The organism is Bradyrhizobium sp. dw_411, from assembly GCF_018449695.1.
Lineage (GTDB): Bacteria > Pseudomonadota > Alphaproteobacteria > Rhizobiales > Xanthobacteraceae > Bradyrhizobium.
Window position 1 is genome coordinate 500571 of record NZ_JAAVUY010000002.1, and the last position, 20664, is coordinate 521234.

The following is a 20664-nucleotide window of genomic DNA, read 5'->3' on the forward strand; positions in this document are numbered from 1 at the left end:
ATCATGCCGCCACGTATCGCCGTGCGGGATATCGCATTCTTTGAACGCCCGGTTGGTTTTGTCCGGCCGTTCCGCTTTGGCGCTGTGGTCGTCAACGCGGCGCCGCAGGTCTTTGTGCGTGTCGGGATCGAGATTGAAGGGCAAGAAAAAAATAAGGGCATATCGATCGGCGCCAGCGCTGAAATGATGGTGCCGAAATGGTTCGACAAGCGGCCGCAGCTTTCGACGGAGCAAACCGTTACTGAGCTCAGGCGTTCGCTGACGATTGCGCGGGAGCTTTATCTGGCACAATCAGGCTTCGAGACCGCGTTCGCGCTGCATGCCCGTTGCCTGCCGGAGCAAGTCGAAGCCTGCGCCAAGGAAGACATCCCGCCGCTCGCCGCCGCCTTTGGGCCGGCGGAGATCGACAAGGCGATCCTCGATGCGCTGCTGCGTGGCGTCGGCGTGAATTTCTTTGACGGTATGAACGGCAATATCGCCGGGATCGATGCGCGGCTGTCGCCCGATATTCGGGATGAAGACATCGCGCAATTCCTCGCGCGCTGCCGCAGGCTCGACCGTGTCGCGCTCCGGCACACCGTCGGTCTTGACGACCAGATCGAAGGCAAGGGCGGCGTTGCCGATAAGCGCGAGAACAGCGATGCTCGCTATTTCAAGCTGAAGCTCAATGGCGATCCTGAGGCCGACGCCGCACGCCTGACCCGGATCGGAAACGAACTTGCCACGCTGCCGCATGCCTACAGCGTTACGCTGGATGCCAACGAGCAATACGCCGATCTCGCCGCACTGGCCGCGCTGTCCGAGCGGCTCGATCGCGATGCGGCGTTGAGGCCGATCTCGACCAGACTCCTGTATGTTGAACAGCCGATGCCGCGCGACATCTCCCGGCAATCGCCGCTGGGCGCGTTGGCGGTCCGCGATTTCATCATCGACGAGGCCGATGATTCCTACGATGCGTTTCCGGCGGCCCGCGAACTCGGCTATCGCGGCATCTCGTCCAAATCCTGCAAGGGCATCTACAAGTCCGTGATCAATGCGGCGCGTGCCGGTATCTGGAGCACGGAGGATCAAAGATACTTCATCACGGGCGAAGACCTGACCTGTCAGGCCGGCCTTGGCGTGCAGCAGGACCTCGCGCTGGGCGCCATGATCGGCGTTACTCATGCCGAGCGCAATGGTCATCACTATGTCGACGGGTTTGCCGAAACCCCCGCTGCCGAAGCGCGGGCCTTTCTGGCCGCGCATCCCGATCTCTACGCTAGCGACGGCAACATCATCCGGCTGTCGATCCATGACGGCGATCTCCTGACGGTATCGCTGACCGCGCCGGGATTTGCTTCCGGCGTGCATCCCGACTGGGCGACGCTGTCGCCGCTTCAACAACCAAAAGCAAAAATCCTGCAGGAGCACTCGATATGACGACAAAACGTCTTGGCATCATCATGAACGGCGTCACCGGCCGCATGGGACTCAACCAGCATCTGATCCGCTCCATCATCGCGATCCGAGATGCCGGCGGGGTGAAGCTCGGCAATGGCGACCGCATGATGCCCGATCCGATTCTGGTCGGACGTGATGCTGGCAAGGTCGAACGCCTCGCCAAGCAATTTAACGTGACGCGCTGGACCACCGACCTCGACGCGGCGCTCGCCGACAAGAACGACGAGATTTTCTTCGATGCCGCGACCACGCAGGCGCGCCCGTCACTGCTGACGCGGGCGATCAATGCCGGCAAGCATGTCTATTGCGAGAAGCCGATTGCGACCAATCTCGAGGAAGCCGTGGCAGTGCTCAAGCTCGCCGCCGCCAAGGGCCTCAAACACGGCACCGTGCAGGACAAGCTGTTCCTGCCGGGCCTGAAAAAGCTCGCGTTCCTGCGCGATTCCGGTTTCTTCGGCCGCATGCTCTCGGTGCGCGGCGAATTCGGCTATTGGGTGTTCGAGGGCGGCTGGCAGGAGGCGCAGCGGCCGTCGTGGAATTATCGCAGCGAGGACGGCGGCGGCATCATTCTCGATATGGTTTGCCACTGGCGCTACGTGCTCGACAATCTGTTCGGCGAGGTCGAAAGCGTCAGTTGCACCGGCACCACGGATATTCCCGAGCGCTGGGACGAGAAGAACACCAGGTACAAGGCGACCGCGGACGATTCCGCCTATGCGACGTTTCGGCTCAAAGGCGGCGTGATCGCGCATATCAACATGTCCTGGGTGACGCGGGTCTATCGCGACGATCTCGTCACCTTCCAGGTCGATGGCACCCATGGTTCGGCGGTGGCTGGGCTGACTGATTGCGTCATCCAGGCGCGCCAGGCGACGCCGCGGCCGGTGTGGAATCCCGACGAGAAGCGCACCCACGATTTCTACGCCGACTGGCAGAAGCTGCCGGAGAACGCGGTTTACGACAACGGCTTCAAGGAGCAGTGGGAAATGTTCATTCGCCACGTTTGCGAGGACGCGCCCTACAAATACACGCTGCTCGAAGGCGCCAAGGGCGTGCAATTGGCGGAGTGCGCGCTGCAGAGCTGGCGTGAACGCCGTTGGATCGACGTCGCTCCGATCAAGGTCTGAGGAGATACGACCATGAACAAGCCGGTTTTACCGATGTCGTCACTGTCGCTCAAATTGCCGACCGCAAATCGCGCGATCGAGATCTATCGCCTCGCCGCGTCGCGCGCGTTTCCCGCCAAGCTTCAGGGCACGCTGAATCGCGTGGCGTTTTCGGCGGTGCATGTGGTGGCGGATCCGCTGGCCGATACCGACCCGTGGCTGTCGGCCGCGGTCGACTGGGACAAGACCATCGCATTTCGCGAACACATCTGGGACCTCGGCCTCGGGGTCGCCGAAGCGATGGACACCGCGCAACGCGGCATGGGGCTGGACTGGCCGACCTCGCTGGAATTGATCCAGCGCTCGGTTGCGGCGGCGAAGGCGAAGGGCAATGCGCCGGTGTTTTCCGGCGCCGGCACCGATCATCTGGCGGCCGAAGATGCCAAGAGCCTCGACGATGTGATCCGCGCCTATGAAGAGCAGATCGCGGCGGTGGAAAAAGCCGGCGGCCGCATCATCCTGATGGCCTCGCGCGCGCTGGCGAAGATCGGCCGCAATCCGGACGATTACGTCAAGGTCTATGACCGCGTGCTGTCGCAGGTCCGCGAGCCCGTGATCATCCACTGGCTCGGCGACATGTTCGACCCGGCGCTGGCGAATTATTGGGGTACATCAGATCTTAACCAGGCGATGGATGTCGCAGTCGGCCTCATCAACGCCCACGCCGGCAAGATCGATGGCGTCAAAGTCTCGCTGCTCGACGCGCAGCGCGAGATCGACATGCGCCGCCGGCTCGCCAAGAGCGTCAAGATGTATAGCGGCGACGATTTCAATTATGCCGAATTGATCGCCGGCGACAGCCAGGGTTTCTCGCATGCGCTGCTCGGCATCTTCGATGCGATCGCGCCGGCGGCGTCCTACGCGCTGTCGCGGCTTGCGGCCGATGACACAGCCGGCTTCCACGATGTGCTGGGGCCGACGGTGGCGCTGTCGCGTCATATGTTCAAGGCGCCGACGCGGTTCTACAAGACCGGCATCGTGTTCATGGCGTATCTCAACGGCCATCAGGATCATTTCACGATGGTTGGCGGCCAGGAAAGCACGCGCTCGACCTTGCATCTCGCGGAACTGTTTCGTCTCGCCGACAAGGCCGGATTGCTCGCCAATCCCGAACTCGCGACGCGGCGCATGAAGGCAGTGCTGGCGCTGCGCGGCATCGAGGCGTGATGCGGGATTTCTCGGGGGATCATCGCTGGCTGTCGCTCAATACCGCGACGGTCCGCAAGCAGGGTAACCTTGCTGAAATCATCGAGGCTTGCGCGCGGAACGGTATCCGCGCGATCGATCCGTGGCGCGATCAGGTCGCGGCGATCGGCCTCGACCGCGCGGTTCGCGCCGTGCGCGACGCCGGGCTGGACCTGTCGGGCTATTGCCGCGGCGGGATGTTCACGGCGGATGCCGCGCATCGCATCGAGGCGCGCGACGACAACCGCCGTGCCGTCGATGAGGCCAAGGCGCTCGGCGCGCCCTGTATCGTGCTGGTGGTCGGCGGCCTGCCGCAATATTCGCGGCCGGGCAGTGCAGCTTCCAGGGATATCGTGGCCGCGCGCGCGCAGGTCGATGACGCCATCGCCGAGATGCTGGACTATGCGCGCTCAGCTCAGATGCCGCTGGCGATCGAGCCGCTGCATCCGGCCTATGCGGCCGACCGCGCCTGCGTGAACACGACGCAACAGGCGCTCGATATCTGCGACCGGCTCGATCCGCAACGCAGCGGCGCGCTCGGTGTCGCGCTCGACGTCTATCACATCTGGTGGGATCCGGAATTGCTGCCGCAGATCGCCCGCGCCGGCCGCGATCGCCTGCTCGCATTTCATGTCTGCGACTGGCTGGTGCCGACCAAAGATATTCTCAACGACCGCGGCATGATGGGTGACGGCGTGATCGATATCAAATCGGTACGCTCGGCGGTCGAGGCGCAGGGTTTCGCTGGGTATTCCGAGATCGAGATTTTCTCCAATCAGTGGTGGGAGAAACCGATGGACGAGGTGTTGCAGACCTGCATCGGCCGGCATCGCTCAGTGGTGTAGCTCCGGTCGCCACGACCGAGGTTCAGGTCCGCCGGGAACCCGCGAAAGACGTGCTGAGTTGTTCTGCCATTCAATGGCCTTGAAGGGTTGAGACCGTCGATTCCATCTTGAGTCGCCGGATTGGATGAAGCGCACTGCCAATCCCCCGGCAGGGGCATAAGCGTTCTTTTTCGTTTTAGACGGTCGTCATGGCCGGCGCCGGTGTACACGTTGGTGGCTCGGTTCTGCGATCCGGCTGCCGTATCGTCAGGGTTGTGCCGCGTGACGTCGGCGAATGGGAACCGGGAATCCGTAACCGCTGATGATCGATCCCCTTTATGTAGCTTCCGGCTTTGGTGTCGGCCTGCTGGTTGGCATGACCGGCGTCGGCGGCGGCTCGCTGATGACGCCGTTGCTGATTTTGTTGTTCGGTATCCACCCGGCGACGGCCGTCGGCACCGATCTGCTTTATGCCGCCACCACCAAGACCGTCGGTAGCCTCGCGCATAGTTGGAAAAAGAGCATCCACTGGCCGGCGGTGGTCCGGCTCGCGAGCGGCAGCATTCCGGCCAGCATCGTGACGCTCGTCGTTCTCTGGCGACTTGATCTCAACGGCGAAACCTCGCGCAGCCTGGTCAATCTGGTGCTGTCCTTTGCACTCTGTCTCACCGCGGCGTCGTTGATCTTCCGCAAGGCCATCATGCAGCGCCATCCCTGGCCTCCGGAACAGGTCAATCCAACGACCATCGCCCGCGCGACTGTGCTGGTCGGCGCCATACTTGGCGTGCTGGTTTCGATTTCCTCGGTGGGAGCCGGCGCCGTCGGCGTCACCGCATTGTTGTTGCTTTATCCGCAACTCCCGATGCCGCGCATCGTCGCCTCCGACATCGCGCATGCGGTGCCGTTGACGCTGGTGGCGGGGATCGGACATTGGGCGACCGGCGAGATCGACTGGGGCCTGATGGGCGTGCTGCTGGTGGGCTCGTTACCCGGCATCATCCTCGGCAGCTATCTGGCGCATCGGGTGCCGGAACCGGCGTTACGTGTGGTGCTGGCGGTAACGCTGATCGTGGTGGCCGGCAACCTTGCATCCCATGAGCTGCATTCGTCGTCCTCGATCCTCGCGGCTTTTTTACCGAGCGCTGCAGCCCAGTAATTAATTGACGCTACACGGCACACGCAGAAATCCCCGGAAGCGAACCCGTCCGCCGCGCACCGGCGTGCCGTTGAGCGCGTAGCGTGGAAACCGCGTCAGAAATCTTGAAATCGCGATCGAGCCTTCCAGCCGCGCCAGCGCCATCCCGGCGCATTGATGCGCGCCGGTGCCGAAGGCCAGATGCCGGTTCGGCGTGCGGCCGATATCGAGATTTTCCGGATCGGTGAATTGAGCGGGATCGCGGTTCGCAGCCCCAATGCACAATGTCACCGGCGTGCCGGCTTCCATCGTGACCCCGCCGAGTTCGACGCGCTCCGTCGTCATGCGGTTGCCGAGCTGGTTAGAGCTCTCGAACCGCAGAAACTCCTCGACCGCAGTTTTGATCAGATCAGGCTGCTCAAGCAGCCGTTGCTTCTGCGCCGGATAGTCCGACAGCGCCACCAGTCCGTTGCCGATCAGATTGGTGGTGGTCTCATGGCCGGCATTGAGCAGGAAGATGCAATTGTGCAGCAATTCCTTGGATGTCAGGCGCTCGCCATTGTCCTCGCCTTGAATGAGGCGCGTCAGCACGTCGCGTTCGGGATTGCCGGGTTTCGCCCGCCGCCGCTCGACCAGTATTTCCAGATAGGCGAGAAATTCCTTTACCGCTGCGTTGCCGCGCGCAAACACCTCGGGCGATATCACCGGCTCAAGCGCGCCCAGAATGGCCAGCGACCAGTCGCGCAGCGGCTCGCGCTCCTCCAGCGGTACGTCCAGGAGATTGCCGATCACCTGAACCGGGATCGCGGAAGCAAAATCCTCGATCAGCTCGAAATTGCCTTTGAGGGTGATGGCGTCGAGCAGCCGATCCACCAGCGCGACGAGATCAGGCTCCATCTGCGCGATCGCGCGCGGCGACAGCGCGCCCATGATCAAGCGCCGCACGCGGGTATGCGCGGGAGGATCGTTGAAGACGAGACTGGTGGTGTGATGCTCGTAGAGCAATGAGGCGCCGTATTTCGGCGCGAATTCCTTTTTCTTGTCGGAACTGAAAAGCCTGGTGTTCTTGTAGGCGCTGACGAGGTCGTCATATCGCGTCAGGAAATAGGAGCCGTTGGGCATCAGCTTGACCGGCGCATGCTCCCGCAGTGCACGATAGGTCGGGTAGGGATCGGCATAGAATTCGCCCGTCAGTTTCTCGAGGTCGAAACCGGCCGCCAGCTCTCGCGCGTTTGCATTCATGCTGCCATACTCTTTGGGGAGACCGATATGCCGTTTTTGCTCTTTCGCAAAGCGCGGCTCCCTCTACAGTCGCCGCAACGCAATGCACTGCAACAAAGTTTGCCGATTCACTGGAATTGAAAATGCACGCCCGTAATGATGCCTCTTCCGAAACTGCGCCCGATAATACGCCTTCCTGGCCAGAGGATATTTTCGCGATTTTGCAGCGCTTCGATGTCCGCCAGGTGCCTTACGTGCCGGATGCCGGGCACTCGCAACTGATCGACCGCGTGCTCGCGACGCCGTCGATGCGGGCGGTGCCGTTGACGACCGAGGAGGAAGGCGTGGCGCTGTTGGCCGGCGCTTGGGCCGGTGGCCAGCGCGGCGTGCTCTTGATGCAGTCGAGCGGCGTCGGCAACTGCGTGAACATGTTCTCGCTCGCTCAAATATTCCGCCTCCCGTTCCTGACACTGGTGACGATGCGCGGCGAGTGGGGCGAATTCAATCCCTGGCAGGTCCCGATGGGCTCCAGCACGGCCGGCGTCTTCGAATTGTCGGGTATCAAGGTGTTACGGGCGTCCCACGCCGGGGAAGTGCGCGAGGTGGTCGAGGCGGCGGCCGGGCAGGCCTACAATGCCTGCACGCCCACCGCGGTTCTGTTGTCGCAGCGCCTGATCGGCGCCAAGGTTTTCACCAAATGAGCAAAGCAAACCTTCTTGGACGGCGGGATGTCGTCACGCAATTGCTGTCGGATCGCAAGGGAGCCATCGTGGTCGGCGGCCTGGGTGCCTCGACCTACGATATCGCCGCCGCCGGCGATCACGATCGCAATTTCTATCTGTGGGGCGCCATGGGCGGCGCGGTCATGATCGGGCTCGGGGTCGCGCTGGCGCAGCCCCAACTGCCGGTCGTGGTCATCACCGGCGACGGCGAGATGCTGATGGGGATGGGCAGTCTGGCGACTGTCGGCCTGCAAAAGCCCGGAAATCTCACCATCATTGTGCTCGACAATGAGGTCTATGGCGAAACCGGCGGGCAGGCGAGCCATACTGCGGGGAATGTGGATCTGATCGGCGTCGCCCGCGCCTGCGGCATAGCCGACGCCCGGTCCATCTCGACCATGGCCGAGGTCGAGGCTTTCAAGCCATCGATGCAGGACGTCTCCGGTGGGCCGCGCTTTGTCAGCATCAAGATCGACAGCGCCAATCTAGAGCGGGTGCTGGCCAGCCGCGACGGCAGCTTCATCGTGACCCGGATCCGAGGCGCGCTCGGATTCGGCCCCATTTAAAGCCACAATTTAGAACCGACGGAACTTGGTGCGTTGCAGCAGATTCTTGACATTTTCCGAAGGTGAGTGCTTACTCACGAGCATGAGCACCCTGCGAATGACCAGTGATTTGCGGCGCCAACTGATTTTGGGCGCGGCGAAGCGTTGTTTTGCCCGCAGCGGCTTTGCGGGGACCACGACCAAGAGTGTCGCGGCCGCCGCGGCGATTTCGGAGGGGTTGCTGTTCAAGCATTTCCCGTCGAAAGCGGCGCTCTATGCCGAAATCCTCGCCGAAGCCTGCGAGGCGGACCCGGCGCTGCACAGGTTGCTGGGATTGGACCCCTCGACCGAGACGCTGGTGGTGCTGATCCGCGGCATGGTCCGCCACTTCCTGCAGATGTCAGACGCGCCCGATCAGCAGGAAGCCCAGCGCCTGCGGCTGATGATGACCAGCCATCTGGATGACGGCGAATTCGCGCGACTGCTCTATGAGAAGATCGGAAATCTGATCGGACCCGTGTTCACCGCGTCACTGGAACGCGCCGTCGCGGCGGGCGATGCGTCGCGGGTGGGACGCGAACCGCTGAATCTGTTTTGGTTTGCGCATCACACCGTGCTGATGGCCGCACTGACGCGGCTGCCGTCGGTGCCATGCCTGTCTTATGCCAATGCTCCCGATCTGGAGCGGCAAGTGTGTGAATTTATTCTACGCGGCGTTGGAGTTAACGAAGCCGCGATTGCCTCCTATCTGGACCGCGATCTGTCCCAAGTTTTGGGTCAGCCGGTCATTGCAGAAAGTGCATGATATGAACATTGTGACCGAAGCCAATATCGCGGGTCAGCCGATTCAAGAAAAGCCGCGCGCGCGTCCGGTTCGGATGATCCGCTGGTTCATCGTCGTCGGCGTGCTGCTGGCGTTGCTGGTGGGCGGCCTCGTTTGGTTCAACTCGTTCCGCGGCCAAATGATCGCGCAATTCTTCGCCAACAACAAGCCGCCGCCGACACCGGTCACGGTGGCCGATGCCAAATCGGAAGTCATTCCGAATCTGTTGACGGCGGTCGGCGATCTCGCGGCGGTGCATCAGGTGAATGTCACCCCTGACGTCAGCGGACGCATCACCGACATCATGTTTACCGCGGGTGCCACGGTGAAGGCCGGAAGCCCACTGGTGCAGTTGTTCGACGCGCCGGATCAGGGCGATCTCGCAAGCTTCAAGGCACAGGCCATCGGTGCGCAACTGGCGCTCGACCGCGCCAAGCAGTTGGCGGCACGCCAGTTCGGCCCGCAGTCGACGGTCGACGCCGCGCAGGCGACGTATGACCAGGCCAGCGCGGGTATCGCCAAGACCGAGGCAATCATTTCGCAGAAGCTGGTGCGTGCGCCGTTCGACGGCGAACTCGGTGTTCGTCACGTCGAGGTCGGTCAGTATCTGACTGCCGGCACGCAGATCGTGTCGTTGACCGATTTGTCGACGCTGTATGCCAACTTTACCGTCACGGAAAAGGACAGCGCGGCACTCAAGGTCGGACAGACCGTGCGTATCGTGGTCGATGCCTATCGCGACCGGAATTTTGAGGGCAAGATCACCGCGATCGAGCCGCAGATCGCCACCGATACGCGTAACATCCGCGTGCAGGCCACGATCGAGAATCCCGAACATATTCTCAAGCCCGGCATGTTCACGACCACGACGGTGGTGCTGCCAGAAAAGCCGGCGGTCGTCACCGTGCCTGAAACAGCGGTCGATTACACACTTTACGGCGACGCGGTTTTCCTCGTCACCGAGAAGAAGGCGGATGACGGCAAGACCAGCCTCGTTGTGGTGCGCACCTTCGTGGTGACCGGCAACCGGGTCGGCGGACGGGTCGAGATTCTGAGCGGGGTGAAACCCGGCGATCGCGTGGTCGCGGTGGGCCAGATCAAGCTGCAATCGGGAGCCGCGGTGGCGATTTCACCCGATCCGACGCCGCCGATCCCGGCGACTCCGCCGCGTTACTAAAAAACATGATGGGGCAAACGCGCAGCGTTTGCTCCGCAGATCACGATCAAACACAGAAGATGAGATCGCGATCCGATTTGATCGGATCCTGATCTAACGGAGCGCATCGCGATGGCCTGGACCGATATTTTCATCAAGCGGCCTGTGTTGGCTTTGGTCGTCAGCCTGCTGATTCTGCTGATCGGCTTTCGTGCCGCGACCAGCATGGGGGTTCGGCAATATCCGAAGCTGTCGAACACGGTGGTCAACGTCACCACCTCGTATCCCGGGGCGTCGCCCGATCTGATTCAGGGCTTCATCACCACGCCGATCGAGCAGGCCGTCGCGTCCGCCGAGGGTGTCGACTACATGACCTCGTCGTCGGTGCTCGGCACCAGCACCATCCAGGTCTACATCAAGCTGAACTTTGATCCGAACCAGGCACTGACCGAAGTTCTCGCCAAGGTGAACTCGGTCAAATATCTAATCCCGAAAGAGTCGAACGATCCGGTCGTGACCAAGACGACCGGCCAAACGACGGCTGTCATGTATCTCGGCTTCTCGAGCCAGGTGCTGTCGGGCTCGGCGATCTCGGACTATCTGACGCGCGTGGTTCAGCCGGTGCTGTCGACCGTCGATGGCGTCGCCTCCGCCGATATTCTGGGCGGCCAGACTTTTGCGATGCGGCTGTGGCTCGACCCGGTCCGCATGGCCGGCCGCAATGTTTCGCCGACCGACGTCGCCGCTGCGATTGCCGCCAACAATTTCCAGGCCGCCGCCGGTCAGTCCAAGGGCTTCTTCATCGTCTCCAACGTGTCGGCCAACACCGATCTGCAGAATCTCGATCAATTCAAGCGCATGATCGTCAAGTCCAAGGACGGCGGCTTCGTCCGAATCGAGGATATCGCCACCGTCGAGCTTGCGGCGCAGAGCACCGACGCCAGCGTTGCCTTCAACGGCGAGCATGCGATCTTCATCGGCGTTCAGGCGACCCCGCAAGGCAATCCGCTGACGCTGGTCGAAGGCGTGCGCAAGCTGTTCCCGGAGCTGGAGCGTAACCTGCCGCCCTCGATGAAGATGAAGGTGGCGTATGACTCCACCAAATTCATTCAATCGTCGATCGACGAAGTCGAGAAGACGCTGGGTGAAGCCGTCATCATCGTGGTGGTCGTGATCTTCCTGTTCCTGGCGTCGTTCCGCTCGGTGCTGATCCCGGTAGTGACGATTCCGCTGTCGCTGATCGGCGTCTGCAGCCTGATGCTGGCGGCAGGATTCAGTTTCAACCTGCTGACCTTGCTGGCGATGGTGCTGGCGATCGGTCTGGTGGTCGACGACGCCATCGTGGTGGTTGAAAACATCCACCGGCATCTGGAGGAGGGCAAACCACCGGTGCAGGCGGCCATGCAGGGCGCGCGCGAGATCGTCGGTCCTGTCATAGCGATGACCATCACGCTCGCCGCGGTGTACGCGCCGATCGGATTCCTCGGCGGATTGACCGGCTCATTGTTCCGCGAATTCGCCTTCACGCTGGCGGGCTCGGTGATCGTGTCCGGCGTGATCGCGCTGACGCTCTCGCCGATGATGTGCTCGGTGTTCCTCAAAAGCGCCGAAGAAGGGCGTTTCGCCAAGGCCGTGAACAGGGTGTTCGGCGCGATGACGCGTTGGTACGGCCGTCAGCTCGACCGGTCGCTCGACTATCGGCCCATCACCGGGCTGTTCGCTTTGACGATGCTGGGATTGGTGGGCTTTCTCTATCTGCACACCGCAAAGGAACTCGCGCCCGAAGAAGATCAGGGCATCGTGTTCGCGGTGACCAAGGCGCCCAAATACGCCAACATCGACTATGCGGATTTTTACGGCGAGAAGCTCGACAAATCGTTTGCCAAGTTTCCCGAAACCGATCTGCGGTTCGTCCTCAACGGCATCAACGGGCCGCAGAGCGGAATTGCAGGCATGTTGCTCAAGCCGTGGGACGAGCGGACGCGTTCATCGATCAAGCTGAAGCCGCTGGTGCAGGCCGAGTTGAGCAAGATCGAGGGCGTCAGCGCCTTCGCGTTCAACCTGCCGCCCTTGCCGGGCGGTCCCGGCGGCTTGCCGGTGCAGATGGTGATCAATTCGACCAATGGCTTCCAGGCGGTCTATGAGCAGATGGTCAAGCTGAAGGACGCCGCGCGCAAGAGCGGGTTGTTCATCGTCTCCGACAGCGATCTCGATTTCAACCAGCCGGTGGTGCGGGTCAAGGTTGACCGCTCGAAGGCTAGCGATCTCGGCATCACCATGCAGAGCGTCGGTAATACATTGGCGACGCTGCTCGGCGGCAACTATGTGAACCGGTTCAATCTTGAAGGCCGTTCCTACCAGGTCATTCCGCAGGTGCCGCGCGAGGACCGGCTGTCGCCGGAGGCGCTCGGCAAATATTATGTGCCGACCTCGACCGGCCAGCAGGTGCCGCTCTCGACCGTGGTCGCGATTGAGACGGCAACCGATCCGAATGCGTTGACCCATTACAACCAGTTGAACTCCGCGACCTTCCAGGCGGTGCCGATGCCCGGCGTGACCGTCGGGCAGGCGGTGGACTTCCTCGAGGGTGAAGCGAAAAAGCTGCCGGCCGGTTTCAGCCACGATTATCTCGCCGACTCCCGGCAATATGTGCAGGAGGGTAATCAGCTCGCAGTGACCTTCGGTTTCGCGATCATCATCATCTTCCTGGTGCTGGCGGCGCAGTTCGAGAGCCTTCGGGATCCGCTGGTGATCATGATCAGCGTCCCCATGGCGATAGTCGGCGCGTTGATCCCGTTGTTCTTCGGCGTGGCGACGATGAACATCTATACCCAGGTCGGCTTGCTGACGCTGGTCGGCCTGATCAGCAAGCACGGCATTCTGATGGTCGAGTTCGCCAACGAGCTGCAGCTTAAGGAAGGGCTGGATCGCCGCTCCGCCATTGAAATGGCGGCACGGGTCCGGCTTCGTCCGATCCTGATGACCACCGCGGCCATGGTCACCGGCCTGTTGCCGCTGCTCACCGCATCAGGTGCTGGCGCCGCGAGCCGATTCTCGATCGGGCTCGTGGTCGTCTCCGGCATGACCATCGGGACGTTGTTCACGCTGTTCGTGCTGCCCGCGGTCTATGTGGCGATTGCCACCGATCACCGGGCCGGTGCGGAATCCCAGCGCGCCAAGGAAATCGCGGAGTTCGATCACGGGCAGGCGGCGCTCAAGCCGACGTAAGACTGGCCTGATTTTTCGCAAGCTGCTCGAGCCCCGATTCTGAATCAGAATCGGGGCCGTTTTTTGGGGCCTCATGGTTCGAGACGGCGCTTCGCGCCTCCTCACCATGAGGGATCACCGGTCCTCATCCTGGCTCAGTCCTCATCCCTGAGGAGCCGCGAAGCGGCGTCTCGAAGGATGAAGCCAAGGGCGCGGAAAATGAGCTAGACTGACGCTCTCTCACAGGAGACGCCAGACATGACGCGCGATTTTCCGGCCGGCAATTATCGCTTCATCCCGGCGGTGTTTCAATATTCAAGCGGTGTGGCGGCCGATCCCGGCTTCGAGATCGAGCGCGTGCGGTTCGAGCGCTGGCTGCCTTTGGCCGAAGGGTTTGCGAAGGTGGCGGACTATATCCGCGGTGCCGGACGGCCGCTGACGTCGTTCTGCGACTGTGAATTGCGTTCGCCGGCGGCGTTCACCGAGGCCGGGTTTCTCGCTTTCAACCAGCATTATGTGAAGACGCTCGCGGAGTGGGGGCTGTTCGACGGCTCCGTCAATCCGGTGGCGCGCAGCAATGTCTGTCCCGAAATCGATCCGCCCGCCGAGCCGTCGTTTTACGCGTTCTCTTTCACCCGCCCGAGTGCTGCCATCACACCGGCTTTCGTCATTGCAGGCGGGGCTGAAGCGCGGGGCGGCAGTGGCAGCTATCCCGAGCGGATTGTGCGCTACCGGGACCTCAGCGCGGATGGATTGAAAGAGAAGGTCGGATTTACTGTCCGCGCCATGGAAAGCCGCATGGAGGCATTCGGATTCGGCTGGAAGGATACGACCGGCGTGCAGGCCTACACGGTCCACGATTTCCATCCGGTCGTGACGGAAGAACTGGTTAGTCGTGGCGCCATGCGCTCCGGCCTGACCTGGCACTTCGCGCGCCCGCCGGTGGTCGATCTCGAATACGAGATGGATTGCCGGAGAGTGACGCGGGAGACGGTAATCTAATTTGCCGTCACCGCTCCCTCGGATCGAGCGCGTCGCGCAGGCCGTCGCCGACCAGGTTGAACGACAGCACCACCAGAAAGATCGCGAGTCCGGGCCACAGTGCCATCCATGGCGCGTTGGTCAGGAAGCGTTGCGCGGCGTTGAGCATGCTGCCCCAGGACGGCGCGGGCGGCTGCTGCCCCAGGCCCAGGAACGACAGTGCGGCTTCGGCGATGATCGCCGCGGCAATCGACAGCGTGGCCTGTACCAGCAGGGCCGGCATGATGTTCGGCAGGATATGAAACAGCGCGATGCGCCAGCGCGGATTACCCATCGCGCGGGCGGCTTCGACATAATCCTCGACCTTGACGCTCATGGTCTGGCCGCGGGTCAGCCGCACGAAAATCGGCGTGGCGCTGATGCCGATCGCGATCATCGCATTGCCGAGGCTCGGGCCCAGAAACGCTGCCAGCGCAATCGCGAGGATCAGGAACGGGCAGGCCAGCATCGCGTCGGTGATCCGGCTGATCAGCGCATCGACGAAGCCGCCGCTATAGCCCGACAGCAACCCGAACGGGACACCGACGCCGAGCGCAATGCCGACCGATATCGCGCCGGCGGTCAGCGAAGCACGTGCGCCATAGACCACGCGGCTGAGGATATCGCGACCAAGATCGTCGGTGCCGAACCAGTGCAGCGCCGTTGGGGGCTTGCGCACCAATGTCCAACTGGTTGCAATGGGGTCATAGGGCACGATCAGGGGCGCAAACACCGCGAGCACCACGAAGGTTGCGATCACGGCCAGTCCCACCACCGCGCCCTTGCGCTTGAACAACCGGCGTAGCGCGCGACGTGCCGGGCTTTCCAGTTCATCGGGGCGAATAGCAGCAAGGGCGGGCAGCGCGGCGTCGGTCATGCGCTAGGCCCGCAGCCGTGGATTGACGAGGATATAGGCGATATCGGCAATGAGATTGAGTGTGATGTAGATTGTCGCGGTCACCAGCACGACGCCCTGTACCACCGCGTAATCGCGGTTGAACACCGCATCGACAATCAGCTTGCCGAATCCGGGAATCGAGAAAATCTGCTCGGTCAGCACGGCGCCAGACAACAGCGTGCCGAGTTCGAGCGCGCCGAGCGTGATGATCGGCGTCAGCGCGTTGCGCATCGCATGCTTGAGAACGACCGAGCGTTCGGAAAGACCTTTGGCGCGGGCGGTGCGGACATAATCGCTTTCCAGCACCTGCAGCATCGCACTACGCGTGTGCCGCATCAGGATCGCGGCGATGGCGTTGCCGAGCACGAAGGCGGGCATGATGGTGGAGGCGAGACTTGCGCGCCAGTTTTCGGACAGCGGCACATACCCCGATGCCGGCAGCCAGCCGAGCTCGATCGAGAACAGGAAGATCAGCATGATGCCGAGCCAGAAATTCGGCGTCGAAATGCCCCACAGCGCGAACAGGTTGGCGCCGTAGTCCCAGAGCGTGCCCTTCTTGACCGCGGATACGATGCCGGCGGGAATTCCGATCAGGAAGGCGATCACGATCGCCATCGATGCCAGTTGCAGCGTCACCGGCAGTTTTTGCGAAATAAGATCGCGCACCGGCACCTTGATGCGGAGCGATTCACCGAAGTCGCCGGACAGCACACCCTTGACCCAGTAGAAATACTGCACCGGCAGCGGCTGATCCAAATGATACTGTGCGCGGATTTGCGCGATTACGTTGGGGTCGCGCTCCTCGCCCGCCATCACCAGCGCGGGATCGCCGGGCAGCAATTGTAGCAGCGAGAAAATCAACACCGACACAAAGAACAGCGTCGGGATCAGTTGCAGAATGCGTTTGGCGAGAAAGCTCAGCATGCGGCGTCAATTTTCCCAGATGCCAGGCTGCGTCGCATGATCACGCTCACTTCAGCTTCAACCCGACGACACGCACCAATCCGTCCGGCATCGCGCGATAATTCTGCAGCTTGGTCGTGTGCGCGATCAGGATCTTGCGGTGATAGAGATAGATGATCGGCTCATCGTTGAGGATCGTCTTGGTCATCTTTTCATAGATGGTCTTGCGTTGTGCCGGATCTGAGGTGAGGCGTGCGTCCTCGAACGCTTTGTCGACCTCCGGGTTGGAATAGCCACCGTCGTTTTGCGGCGCCTTGGTGTGCAGGAAGACGTAGGAATTGCCGTCGGGATCGATCCGGCCGCTCCAGTTGATCTGGAAGATCTGGAATTCACCGGCCTGGGCCTGCTTGAACGTCGTCGCGAATTCGACGACTCGGAGTTTAAGATCAATGCCCGCCTCCGCTGCCATCGACTGGATCACCTGGGCGACGGCTTCATATTCCGTGCCTTTCGGCACCATGTAGTCGATGCTGACGGGCAAGGTGACACCGGCTTCCTTCAAGAGCGCCTTGGCTTTGGCGATATCGCGCTTTTGGACTGGAAACGCCTGCTGATAGTAAGGATGGCTCGGGCTGACCCACTGATTGCCGACGGTGAATTCCCCATTGAATACGACCTGGTTGAGGGCTTCGCGGTCGATCGACCAGTCGAGCGCCTGACGGACTTTTGCCGATTGGCTGAGCGCGCCCTTTTTCTTGTCGTTGTCGGTGTTGATGGTGAGGCCGAGATAGCCGAGTTCGGGCATGGTGGAGAGCACCAGCCGGGAATCGGCGCGCACATCGGGGATATCGGTCGCCAGCACGCGCTCGATCAAATCGAGCCCGCCGGATTTGAGATTGGCGAGCCGCACGGTGGCGTCGACGACGGGCAGGAACACCACGCGGTCGATGAAGACGTTGTCCTTGTCCCAGTAATCCGCGAACTTCTCGAACACCATGCGGTCCTGCTGCACGCGTTCGACGAACTTGTAGGGCCCGGCACACACCGGATGCAGTCCGAACTTGTCGCCGGCTTCCTTTACGGCTTTGGGCGAGACCATCATGCCGGCGCGATCGGTGAGCTGCGCGATCAGCGGCGAGTAGGGGGTCTTCAAGACAAGCTTGATGGTCAGGGGATCGACGACATCGACATGGTCGAGCGCGGCCAGTTCCGGTTTGCGGAACGAGGTCGGCATGGTCAGGTGGCGTTCCAGCGAGAATTTCGCAGCCTCGGCGTCGAGCGGTTCGCCGTCGTGGAATTTCACGCCCGGCCGCAGCTTGATCGTCATTTCCTTGCCGTCGGCTGATGTCTCATGGGACAGCGCAAGCTGGGGCACGATGTTGAGTTTTTCGTCGATGTCGAACAGCTTGTCGCAAAACGCCGCAAACACGATGCGTCCCACATAGGTGCGCCCGAGCGAGGGATCGAGCATGTCAGGATCTTCGGCAACGCCGATGCGCAGGGTCGTTTGGGCATGAACGCCCGTCGCGAGCGAGAGCAACGCCGCCGCTGCCAATGCTGCCGAGCGCAAGACTTTCATTGGACTAATCCCCATCTTCAAATGCCGGTCGAAGGTTTTTCTCCGACTATATCAACCCCGGCGGAGGCCGGTACTTCCGCAGGCTTGCTGAAAGCCGCGACTAATCGCTCCAGGCTCGATGAAACCGCGCTATCGGCCTCAAGCGCATCGGGTGGCGGCAGTTCCGCGGTGCGGTGACACGCGGTGGCATGTCCCGTCGCATCGCCATGCAATTGCGGTGCCTCGATGCGACAGCGGTCGATCACGTAGCGGCAGCGCGTATGAAAGCGGCAGCCTGACGGCGGATTAAGCGCGCTCGGCATCTCCCCCTGCAGCAGAATGCGGCTGCGCTTTGCCCGCGGTTTGGGCACGGGGATCGCCGATAACAACGCGCGGCTGTAGGGATGGCGCGGCGAGGCAAACAATGCCTGCGCCTCCGCGGTCTCGACGATGCCGCCGAGATTCATCACCGCGACCCGGTCGGCGATGTGCTTCACGACCGCGAGGTCATGCGAGACGAAGATGTAGGCAAGGCCAAGCCGATCCTGGAGGTCGCGCAGCAGGTTCAGGATCTGCGAGCGGATCGAGACATCCAGCGCGGATACCGGCTCGTCGCAGATGATCAGTTTCGGCTCGACCGCCAGTGCCCGCGCAATCGCGATGCGCTGGCGCTGGCCGCCGGAGAATTCATGCGGATAGCGGCGCGCGAAACGCGGCTCCAGCCCGACCAGCCGCAGCAATTCCTCGACCCGTTCGCGCCGGCGTGCCGGCGGAACCAGATCATGCAGCGCCAGCGGCTCGGTCAGGATCTGGCTGACGGTCATGCGCGGATTGAGCGACGCATAGGGGTCCTGAAAGATGATCTGCGCATCGCGGCGGAACGCGCGCAGCTCATTCGCTTTGAGTGCCAGTAGATCATGTCCCTCGAAATGCACGCTGCCGGCGTCGGGCTCGATCAGGCGCAGCACCAGCCGGCTGACGGTGGATTTGCCGCAGCCGGATTCACCGACCAGCGCCAGCGTCTCGCCGGCATCGACGTGGAAGCTGACGCCATCGACCGCCTTGATGAAAGCGGTCGGCCGCCCGAACACCGAACGGTCCGCGACGAAATGCTTGACGAGATCGCGGACTTCGAGGAGTGCGGTCACGACACCAGCCTTTCCAGCGGCGCCTTGATGCAGCGCGACAGGTGACCGGGACCCACGTTCACCAGCGGCGGATGCGTCGCGACGCAGGCGTCGTCGCCGAATGGACAGCGCGCGGCAAAGCGGCAGCCGGGGGGCGGATTCGCCATGTTGGGCACCATGCCCTCGATGGTGGCGAGATGCGAAATGCGGCGATCGAGCCGCGGGATCGAGCCAAGCAGGCCGACGGTGTAGGGATGCTGGGGACGTGCGAACAGTTCATCGACGGTAGCGCGCTCGACGATCTCGCCGGCATACATTACCGCGACTTCGTCGCAGACTTCGGCGACCACGCCGAGATCGTGGGTGATCAGGATGATCGCAGCCCCGCTGGCGTCTTTCAGTTCACGCATCAGATCGAGGATTTGCGCCTGCAGGGTGACGTCGAGCGCGGTGGTCGGTTCGTCCGCGATCAGCAGCATCGGATCGCAGGCCAGCGCCATCGCGATCATGACGCGCTGGCGCATGCCGCCCGAGAGTTTGTGCGGATATTCGTCGATGCGCCGCTCGGGCGAGGGGATATGGACGCGTCGCAGCAGCTCGACCGCGCGTTCCCGCGCAGCGCGGCGAGTGCCGCCGCGATGCCGCAGGATGGTCTCGACGATCTGGTCGCCAATCGTAAAACTGGGATTGAGCGACGTCATCGGTTCCTGGAAGATCATCGCCAGGCGGTTGCCGCGCAGGTCGCGCAGGGTCTGGTCGGGCACCTCAAGCAGATCGAAGCCATCGAAACGGATCGAGCCCGTTACTTCTGAAGATTGTTTCGACAACAGGCCCATGATGGCGAGCGACGTCACGCTCTTGCCGCAGCCGGATTCACCGACCAGCCCGAGTGTGGCGCCCTTGGCTACGCTGAGATCGACGCTATCGACCGCGTGGGTGGTCCGGCCGTCATCGCCATGAAAGACAATCCGCAAATCATTGATTTCGATCAGCGGAGCGTCGGTCATGTCCGGCTCGCCCGCGCCGTTTCAATGCCCAATTCAATTTTTGTGTCGATCGCCTCGCGGTCGGTAATCCCGGCCGGATTGCTGCGGCTCGGCAGATTTGTCCGGAAGTGCACCCAGCGCTCGCGGCTGACCTGTTCGAGGCGTTCGAGTTCGGCCAGCGGATCGGCATGATCGTCGACGCGCAGATCAAGCACCGGCCATTCCTCGTCGCCGTGAATCAGGAGGGCGGCCGATTGCCTGCCGCGCTTGTCGCCACCGGCAGCCTCGCCGGCGTGCATCGCCGCGATCAGCCGTTGCGCGAACGGCAGCTTCTCGTTGGCGACATAGGCCATTGCGGTATCGTCCAGCACGTTGCCGCCGGCCAGCATGTTGCCCGCGATCGAGAAGCCGTCGCCCTTGATATGTCCGCACCAGTCGACGCACGTGCCACCGGTATAAGCGGCGATCCGGCCGCCAGTGTCCATGACATGGACCTGGCGGCTGTCGTGTCCGGGATCCGCTGCAATCAGGCTCTCCAGGACATCGCATGGCGAGCAGCCTGCACGCAGCAGCTTCAAGCCATCGATGCCGTAATAGGGATTGACCAGGGCCTGCGTCGCGACGGCGCCGATGCCGGGGGCGATATAGGGCACCAGCGCCCCCACCGCAAAAAATCGCGTCGCGACCGCGATACCGAATTCACCGGTAATTGCGTCGCGAGCGATAATCGACCAGGTCATCTCTGCTC

The 20664-nt window shown here is 62.3% G+C and carries 18 protein-coding genes; 11 read left to right on the plus strand and 7 right to left on the minus strand.

The genetic code is table 11. The features are described from left to right. Positions 1 to 3 precede the first annotated feature (3 nt). From HB676_RS04875 to HB676_RS04895, 5 genes are all read left to right on the plus strand, one after another. Complete coding sequence (locus tag HB676_RS04875; RefSeq protein WP_213736533.1) at positions 4 to 1419, plus strand: hypothetical protein; 1416 nt, start codon at positions 4 to 6, stop codon at positions 1417 to 1419. After that, positions 1416 to 2567 carry a Gfo/Idh/MocA family oxidoreductase gene (locus tag HB676_RS04880; RefSeq protein ID WP_213736534.1) on the plus strand — a complete coding sequence of 384 codons (1152 nt, stop codon included), beginning with the start codon at positions 1416 to 1418 and terminating at the stop codon, positions 2565 to 2567. The genes HB676_RS04875 and HB676_RS04880 overlap by 4 nt, the downstream gene beginning before the upstream one ends. 12 nt (positions 2568 to 2579) lie before the next feature. Further along, positions 2580 to 3773 carry a dihydrodipicolinate synthase family protein gene (locus HB676_RS04885; protein WP_213736535.1) on the plus strand — a complete coding sequence of 398 codons (1194 nt, stop codon included), beginning with the start codon at positions 2580 to 2582 and terminating at the stop codon, positions 3771 to 3773. Further along, entirely contained in the window at positions 3773 to 4636 is an 864-nt protein-coding gene (locus tag HB676_RS04890; protein ID WP_213736536.1) for a sugar phosphate isomerase/epimerase family protein, read from the plus strand. The genes HB676_RS04885 and HB676_RS04890 overlap by 1 nt, the downstream gene beginning before the upstream one ends. 301 nt (positions 4637 to 4937) lie before the next feature. Continuing rightward, entirely contained in the window at positions 4938 to 5771 is an 834-nt protein-coding gene (locus HB676_RS04895; protein ID WP_213736537.1) for a sulfite exporter TauE/SafE family protein, read from the plus strand. Here HB676_RS04895 and HB676_RS04900 read toward each other — a convergent pair whose 3' ends face one another. Next, the gene (locus HB676_RS04900) at positions 5772 to 6992 is read right to left on the minus strand and encodes a cytochrome P450 (RefSeq protein ID WP_213736538.1); all 1221 of its coding nucleotides are present in this window, start codon (positions 6990 to 6992) and stop codon (positions 5772 to 5774) included. A gap of 122 nt (positions 6993 to 7114) precedes the next feature. On the opposite strand from HB676_RS04900, the gene HB676_RS04905 reads away from it, so the two are divergent. From HB676_RS04905 to HB676_RS04930, 6 genes are all read left to right on the plus strand, one after another. After that, complete coding sequence (locus HB676_RS04905) at positions 7115 to 7672, plus strand: thiamine pyrophosphate-binding protein (RefSeq protein WP_213736539.1); 558 nt, start codon at positions 7115 to 7117, stop codon at positions 7670 to 7672. Next, positions 7669 to 8259 (plus strand): thiamine pyrophosphate-dependent enzyme, encoded by a 591-nt coding sequence (locus HB676_RS04910; RefSeq protein WP_213736540.1) that lies wholly within the window; start codon positions 7669 to 7671, stop codon positions 8257 to 8259. Before HB676_RS04905 ends, HB676_RS04910 begins: the two co-directional genes overlap by 4 nt. An 82-nt stretch (positions 8260 to 8341) precedes the next feature. After that, a complete protein-coding gene (locus tag HB676_RS04915; protein ID WP_213736541.1) occupies positions 8342 to 9043 on the plus strand; it encodes a TetR/AcrR family transcriptional regulator in 702 nt (233 codons plus the stop codon). A gap of 1 nt (position 9044) precedes the next feature. Further along, positions 9045 to 10238, plus strand: a complete 1194-nt coding sequence (locus HB676_RS04920) for an efflux RND transporter periplasmic adaptor subunit (protein ID WP_213736542.1) — start codon at positions 9045 to 9047, stop codon at positions 10236 to 10238. A gap of 111 nt (positions 10239 to 10349) precedes the next feature. Continuing rightward, positions 10350 to 13445, plus strand: a complete 3096-nt coding sequence (locus HB676_RS04925; protein WP_213736543.1) for a multidrug efflux RND transporter permease subunit — start codon at positions 10350 to 10352, stop codon at positions 13443 to 13445. A gap of 237 nt (positions 13446 to 13682) precedes the next feature. After that, entirely contained in the window at positions 13683 to 14426 is a 744-nt protein-coding gene (locus HB676_RS04930) for a hypothetical protein (RefSeq protein ID WP_213736544.1), read from the plus strand. A gap of 7 nt (positions 14427 to 14433) precedes the next feature. Here the strand turns inward: HB676_RS04930 and HB676_RS04935 are convergent, their stop codons facing one another. Genes HB676_RS04935 through HB676_RS04960 form a run of 6 tightly spaced genes read right to left on the minus strand, consistent with a single transcriptional unit; the run spans position 14434 to position 20656 of the window. Next, positions 14434 to 15321 (minus strand): ABC transporter permease, encoded by an 888-nt coding sequence (locus HB676_RS04935; RefSeq protein ID WP_213736545.1) that lies wholly within the window; start codon positions 15319 to 15321, stop codon positions 14434 to 14436. A 3-nt stretch (positions 15322 to 15324) separates the two neighbouring features. Further along, positions 15325 to 16266, minus strand: coding sequence for an ABC transporter permease (locus HB676_RS04940; protein ID WP_213736546.1), 942 nt, complete (start codon positions 16264 to 16266; stop codon positions 15325 to 15327). A 46-nt stretch (positions 16267 to 16312) separates the two neighbouring features. Then, a complete protein-coding gene (locus HB676_RS04945; protein ID WP_213736547.1) occupies positions 16313 to 17824 on the minus strand; it encodes an ABC transporter substrate-binding protein in 1512 nt (503 codons plus the stop codon). A gap of 17 nt (positions 17825 to 17841) precedes the next feature. Then, positions 17842 to 18951, minus strand: coding sequence for a dipeptide ABC transporter ATP-binding protein (locus HB676_RS04950; RefSeq protein ID WP_213736548.1), 1110 nt, complete (start codon positions 18949 to 18951; stop codon positions 17842 to 17844). Next, entirely contained in the window at positions 18948 to 19937 is a 990-nt protein-coding gene (locus HB676_RS04955; protein ID WP_213736549.1) for an ABC transporter ATP-binding protein, read from the minus strand. Before HB676_RS04955 ends, HB676_RS04950 begins: the two co-directional genes overlap by 4 nt. Continuing rightward, positions 19934 to 20656 (minus strand): DUF1028 domain-containing protein, encoded by a 723-nt coding sequence (locus HB676_RS04960; RefSeq protein WP_213736550.1) that lies wholly within the window; start codon positions 20654 to 20656, stop codon positions 19934 to 19936. Before HB676_RS04960 ends, HB676_RS04955 begins: the two co-directional genes overlap by 4 nt. Positions 20657 to 20664: the final 8 nt, after the last annotated feature.

Excerpts from the sequence above, each read along its gene's own strand:
- HB676_RS04945 (WP_213736547.1), bottom strand. The coding sequence starts at position 17,824 with ATGAAAGTCTTGCGCTCGGCAGCATTGGCAGCGGCGGCGTTGCTCTCG.
- HB676_RS04940 (WP_213736546.1), bottom strand. The coding sequence starts at position 16,266 with ATGCTGAGCTTTCTCGCCAAACGCATTCTGCAACTGATCCCGACGCTG.
- HB676_RS04895 (WP_213736537.1), top strand. The coding sequence starts at position 4,938 with ATGATCGATCCCCTTTATGTAGCTTCCGGCTTTGGTGTCGGCCTGCTG.
- HB676_RS04925 (WP_213736543.1), top strand. The coding sequence starts at position 10,350 with ATGGCCTGGACCGATATTTTCATCAAGCGGCCTGTGTTGGCTTTGGTC.
- HB676_RS04920 (WP_213736542.1), top strand. The coding sequence starts at position 9,045 with ATGAACATTGTGACCGAAGCCAATATCGCGGGTCAGCCGATTCAAGAA.
- HB676_RS04885 (WP_213736535.1), top strand. The coding sequence starts at position 2,580 with ATGAACAAGCCGGTTTTACCGATGTCGTCACTGTCGCTCAAATTGCCG.
- HB676_RS04910 (WP_213736540.1), top strand. The coding sequence starts at position 7,669 with ATGAGCAAAGCAAACCTTCTTGGACGGCGGGATGTCGTCACGCAATTG.
- HB676_RS04880 (WP_213736534.1), top strand. The coding sequence starts at position 1,416 with ATGACGACAAAACGTCTTGGCATCATCATGAACGGCGTCACCGGCCGC.
- HB676_RS04875 (WP_213736533.1), top strand. The coding sequence starts at position 4 with ATGCCGCCACGTATCGCCGTGCGGGATATCGCATTCTTTGAACGCCCG.
- HB676_RS04905 (WP_213736539.1), top strand. The coding sequence starts at position 7,115 with ATGCACGCCCGTAATGATGCCTCTTCCGAAACTGCGCCCGATAATACG.
- HB676_RS04900 (WP_213736538.1), bottom strand. The coding sequence starts at position 6,992 with ATGAATGCAAACGCGCGAGAGCTGGCGGCCGGTTTCGACCTCGAGAAA.
- HB676_RS04890 (WP_213736536.1), top strand. The coding sequence starts at position 3,773 with ATGCGGGATTTCTCGGGGGATCATCGCTGGCTGTCGCTCAATACCGCG.
- HB676_RS04955 (WP_213736549.1), bottom strand. The coding sequence starts at position 19,937 with ATGACCGACGCTCCGCTGATCGAAATCAATGATTTGCGGATTGTCTTT.
- HB676_RS04915 (WP_213736541.1), top strand. The coding sequence starts at position 8,342 with ATGAGCACCCTGCGAATGACCAGTGATTTGCGGCGCCAACTGATTTTG.
- HB676_RS04960 (WP_213736550.1), bottom strand. The coding sequence starts at position 20,656 with ATGACCTGGTCGATTATCGCTCGCGACGCAATTACCGGTGAATTCGGT.
- HB676_RS04935 (WP_213736545.1), bottom strand. The coding sequence starts at position 15,321 with ATGACCGACGCCGCGCTGCCCGCCCTTGCTGCTATTCGCCCCGATGAA.
- HB676_RS04930 (WP_213736544.1), top strand. The coding sequence starts at position 13,683 with ATGACGCGCGATTTTCCGGCCGGCAATTATCGCTTCATCCCGGCGGTG.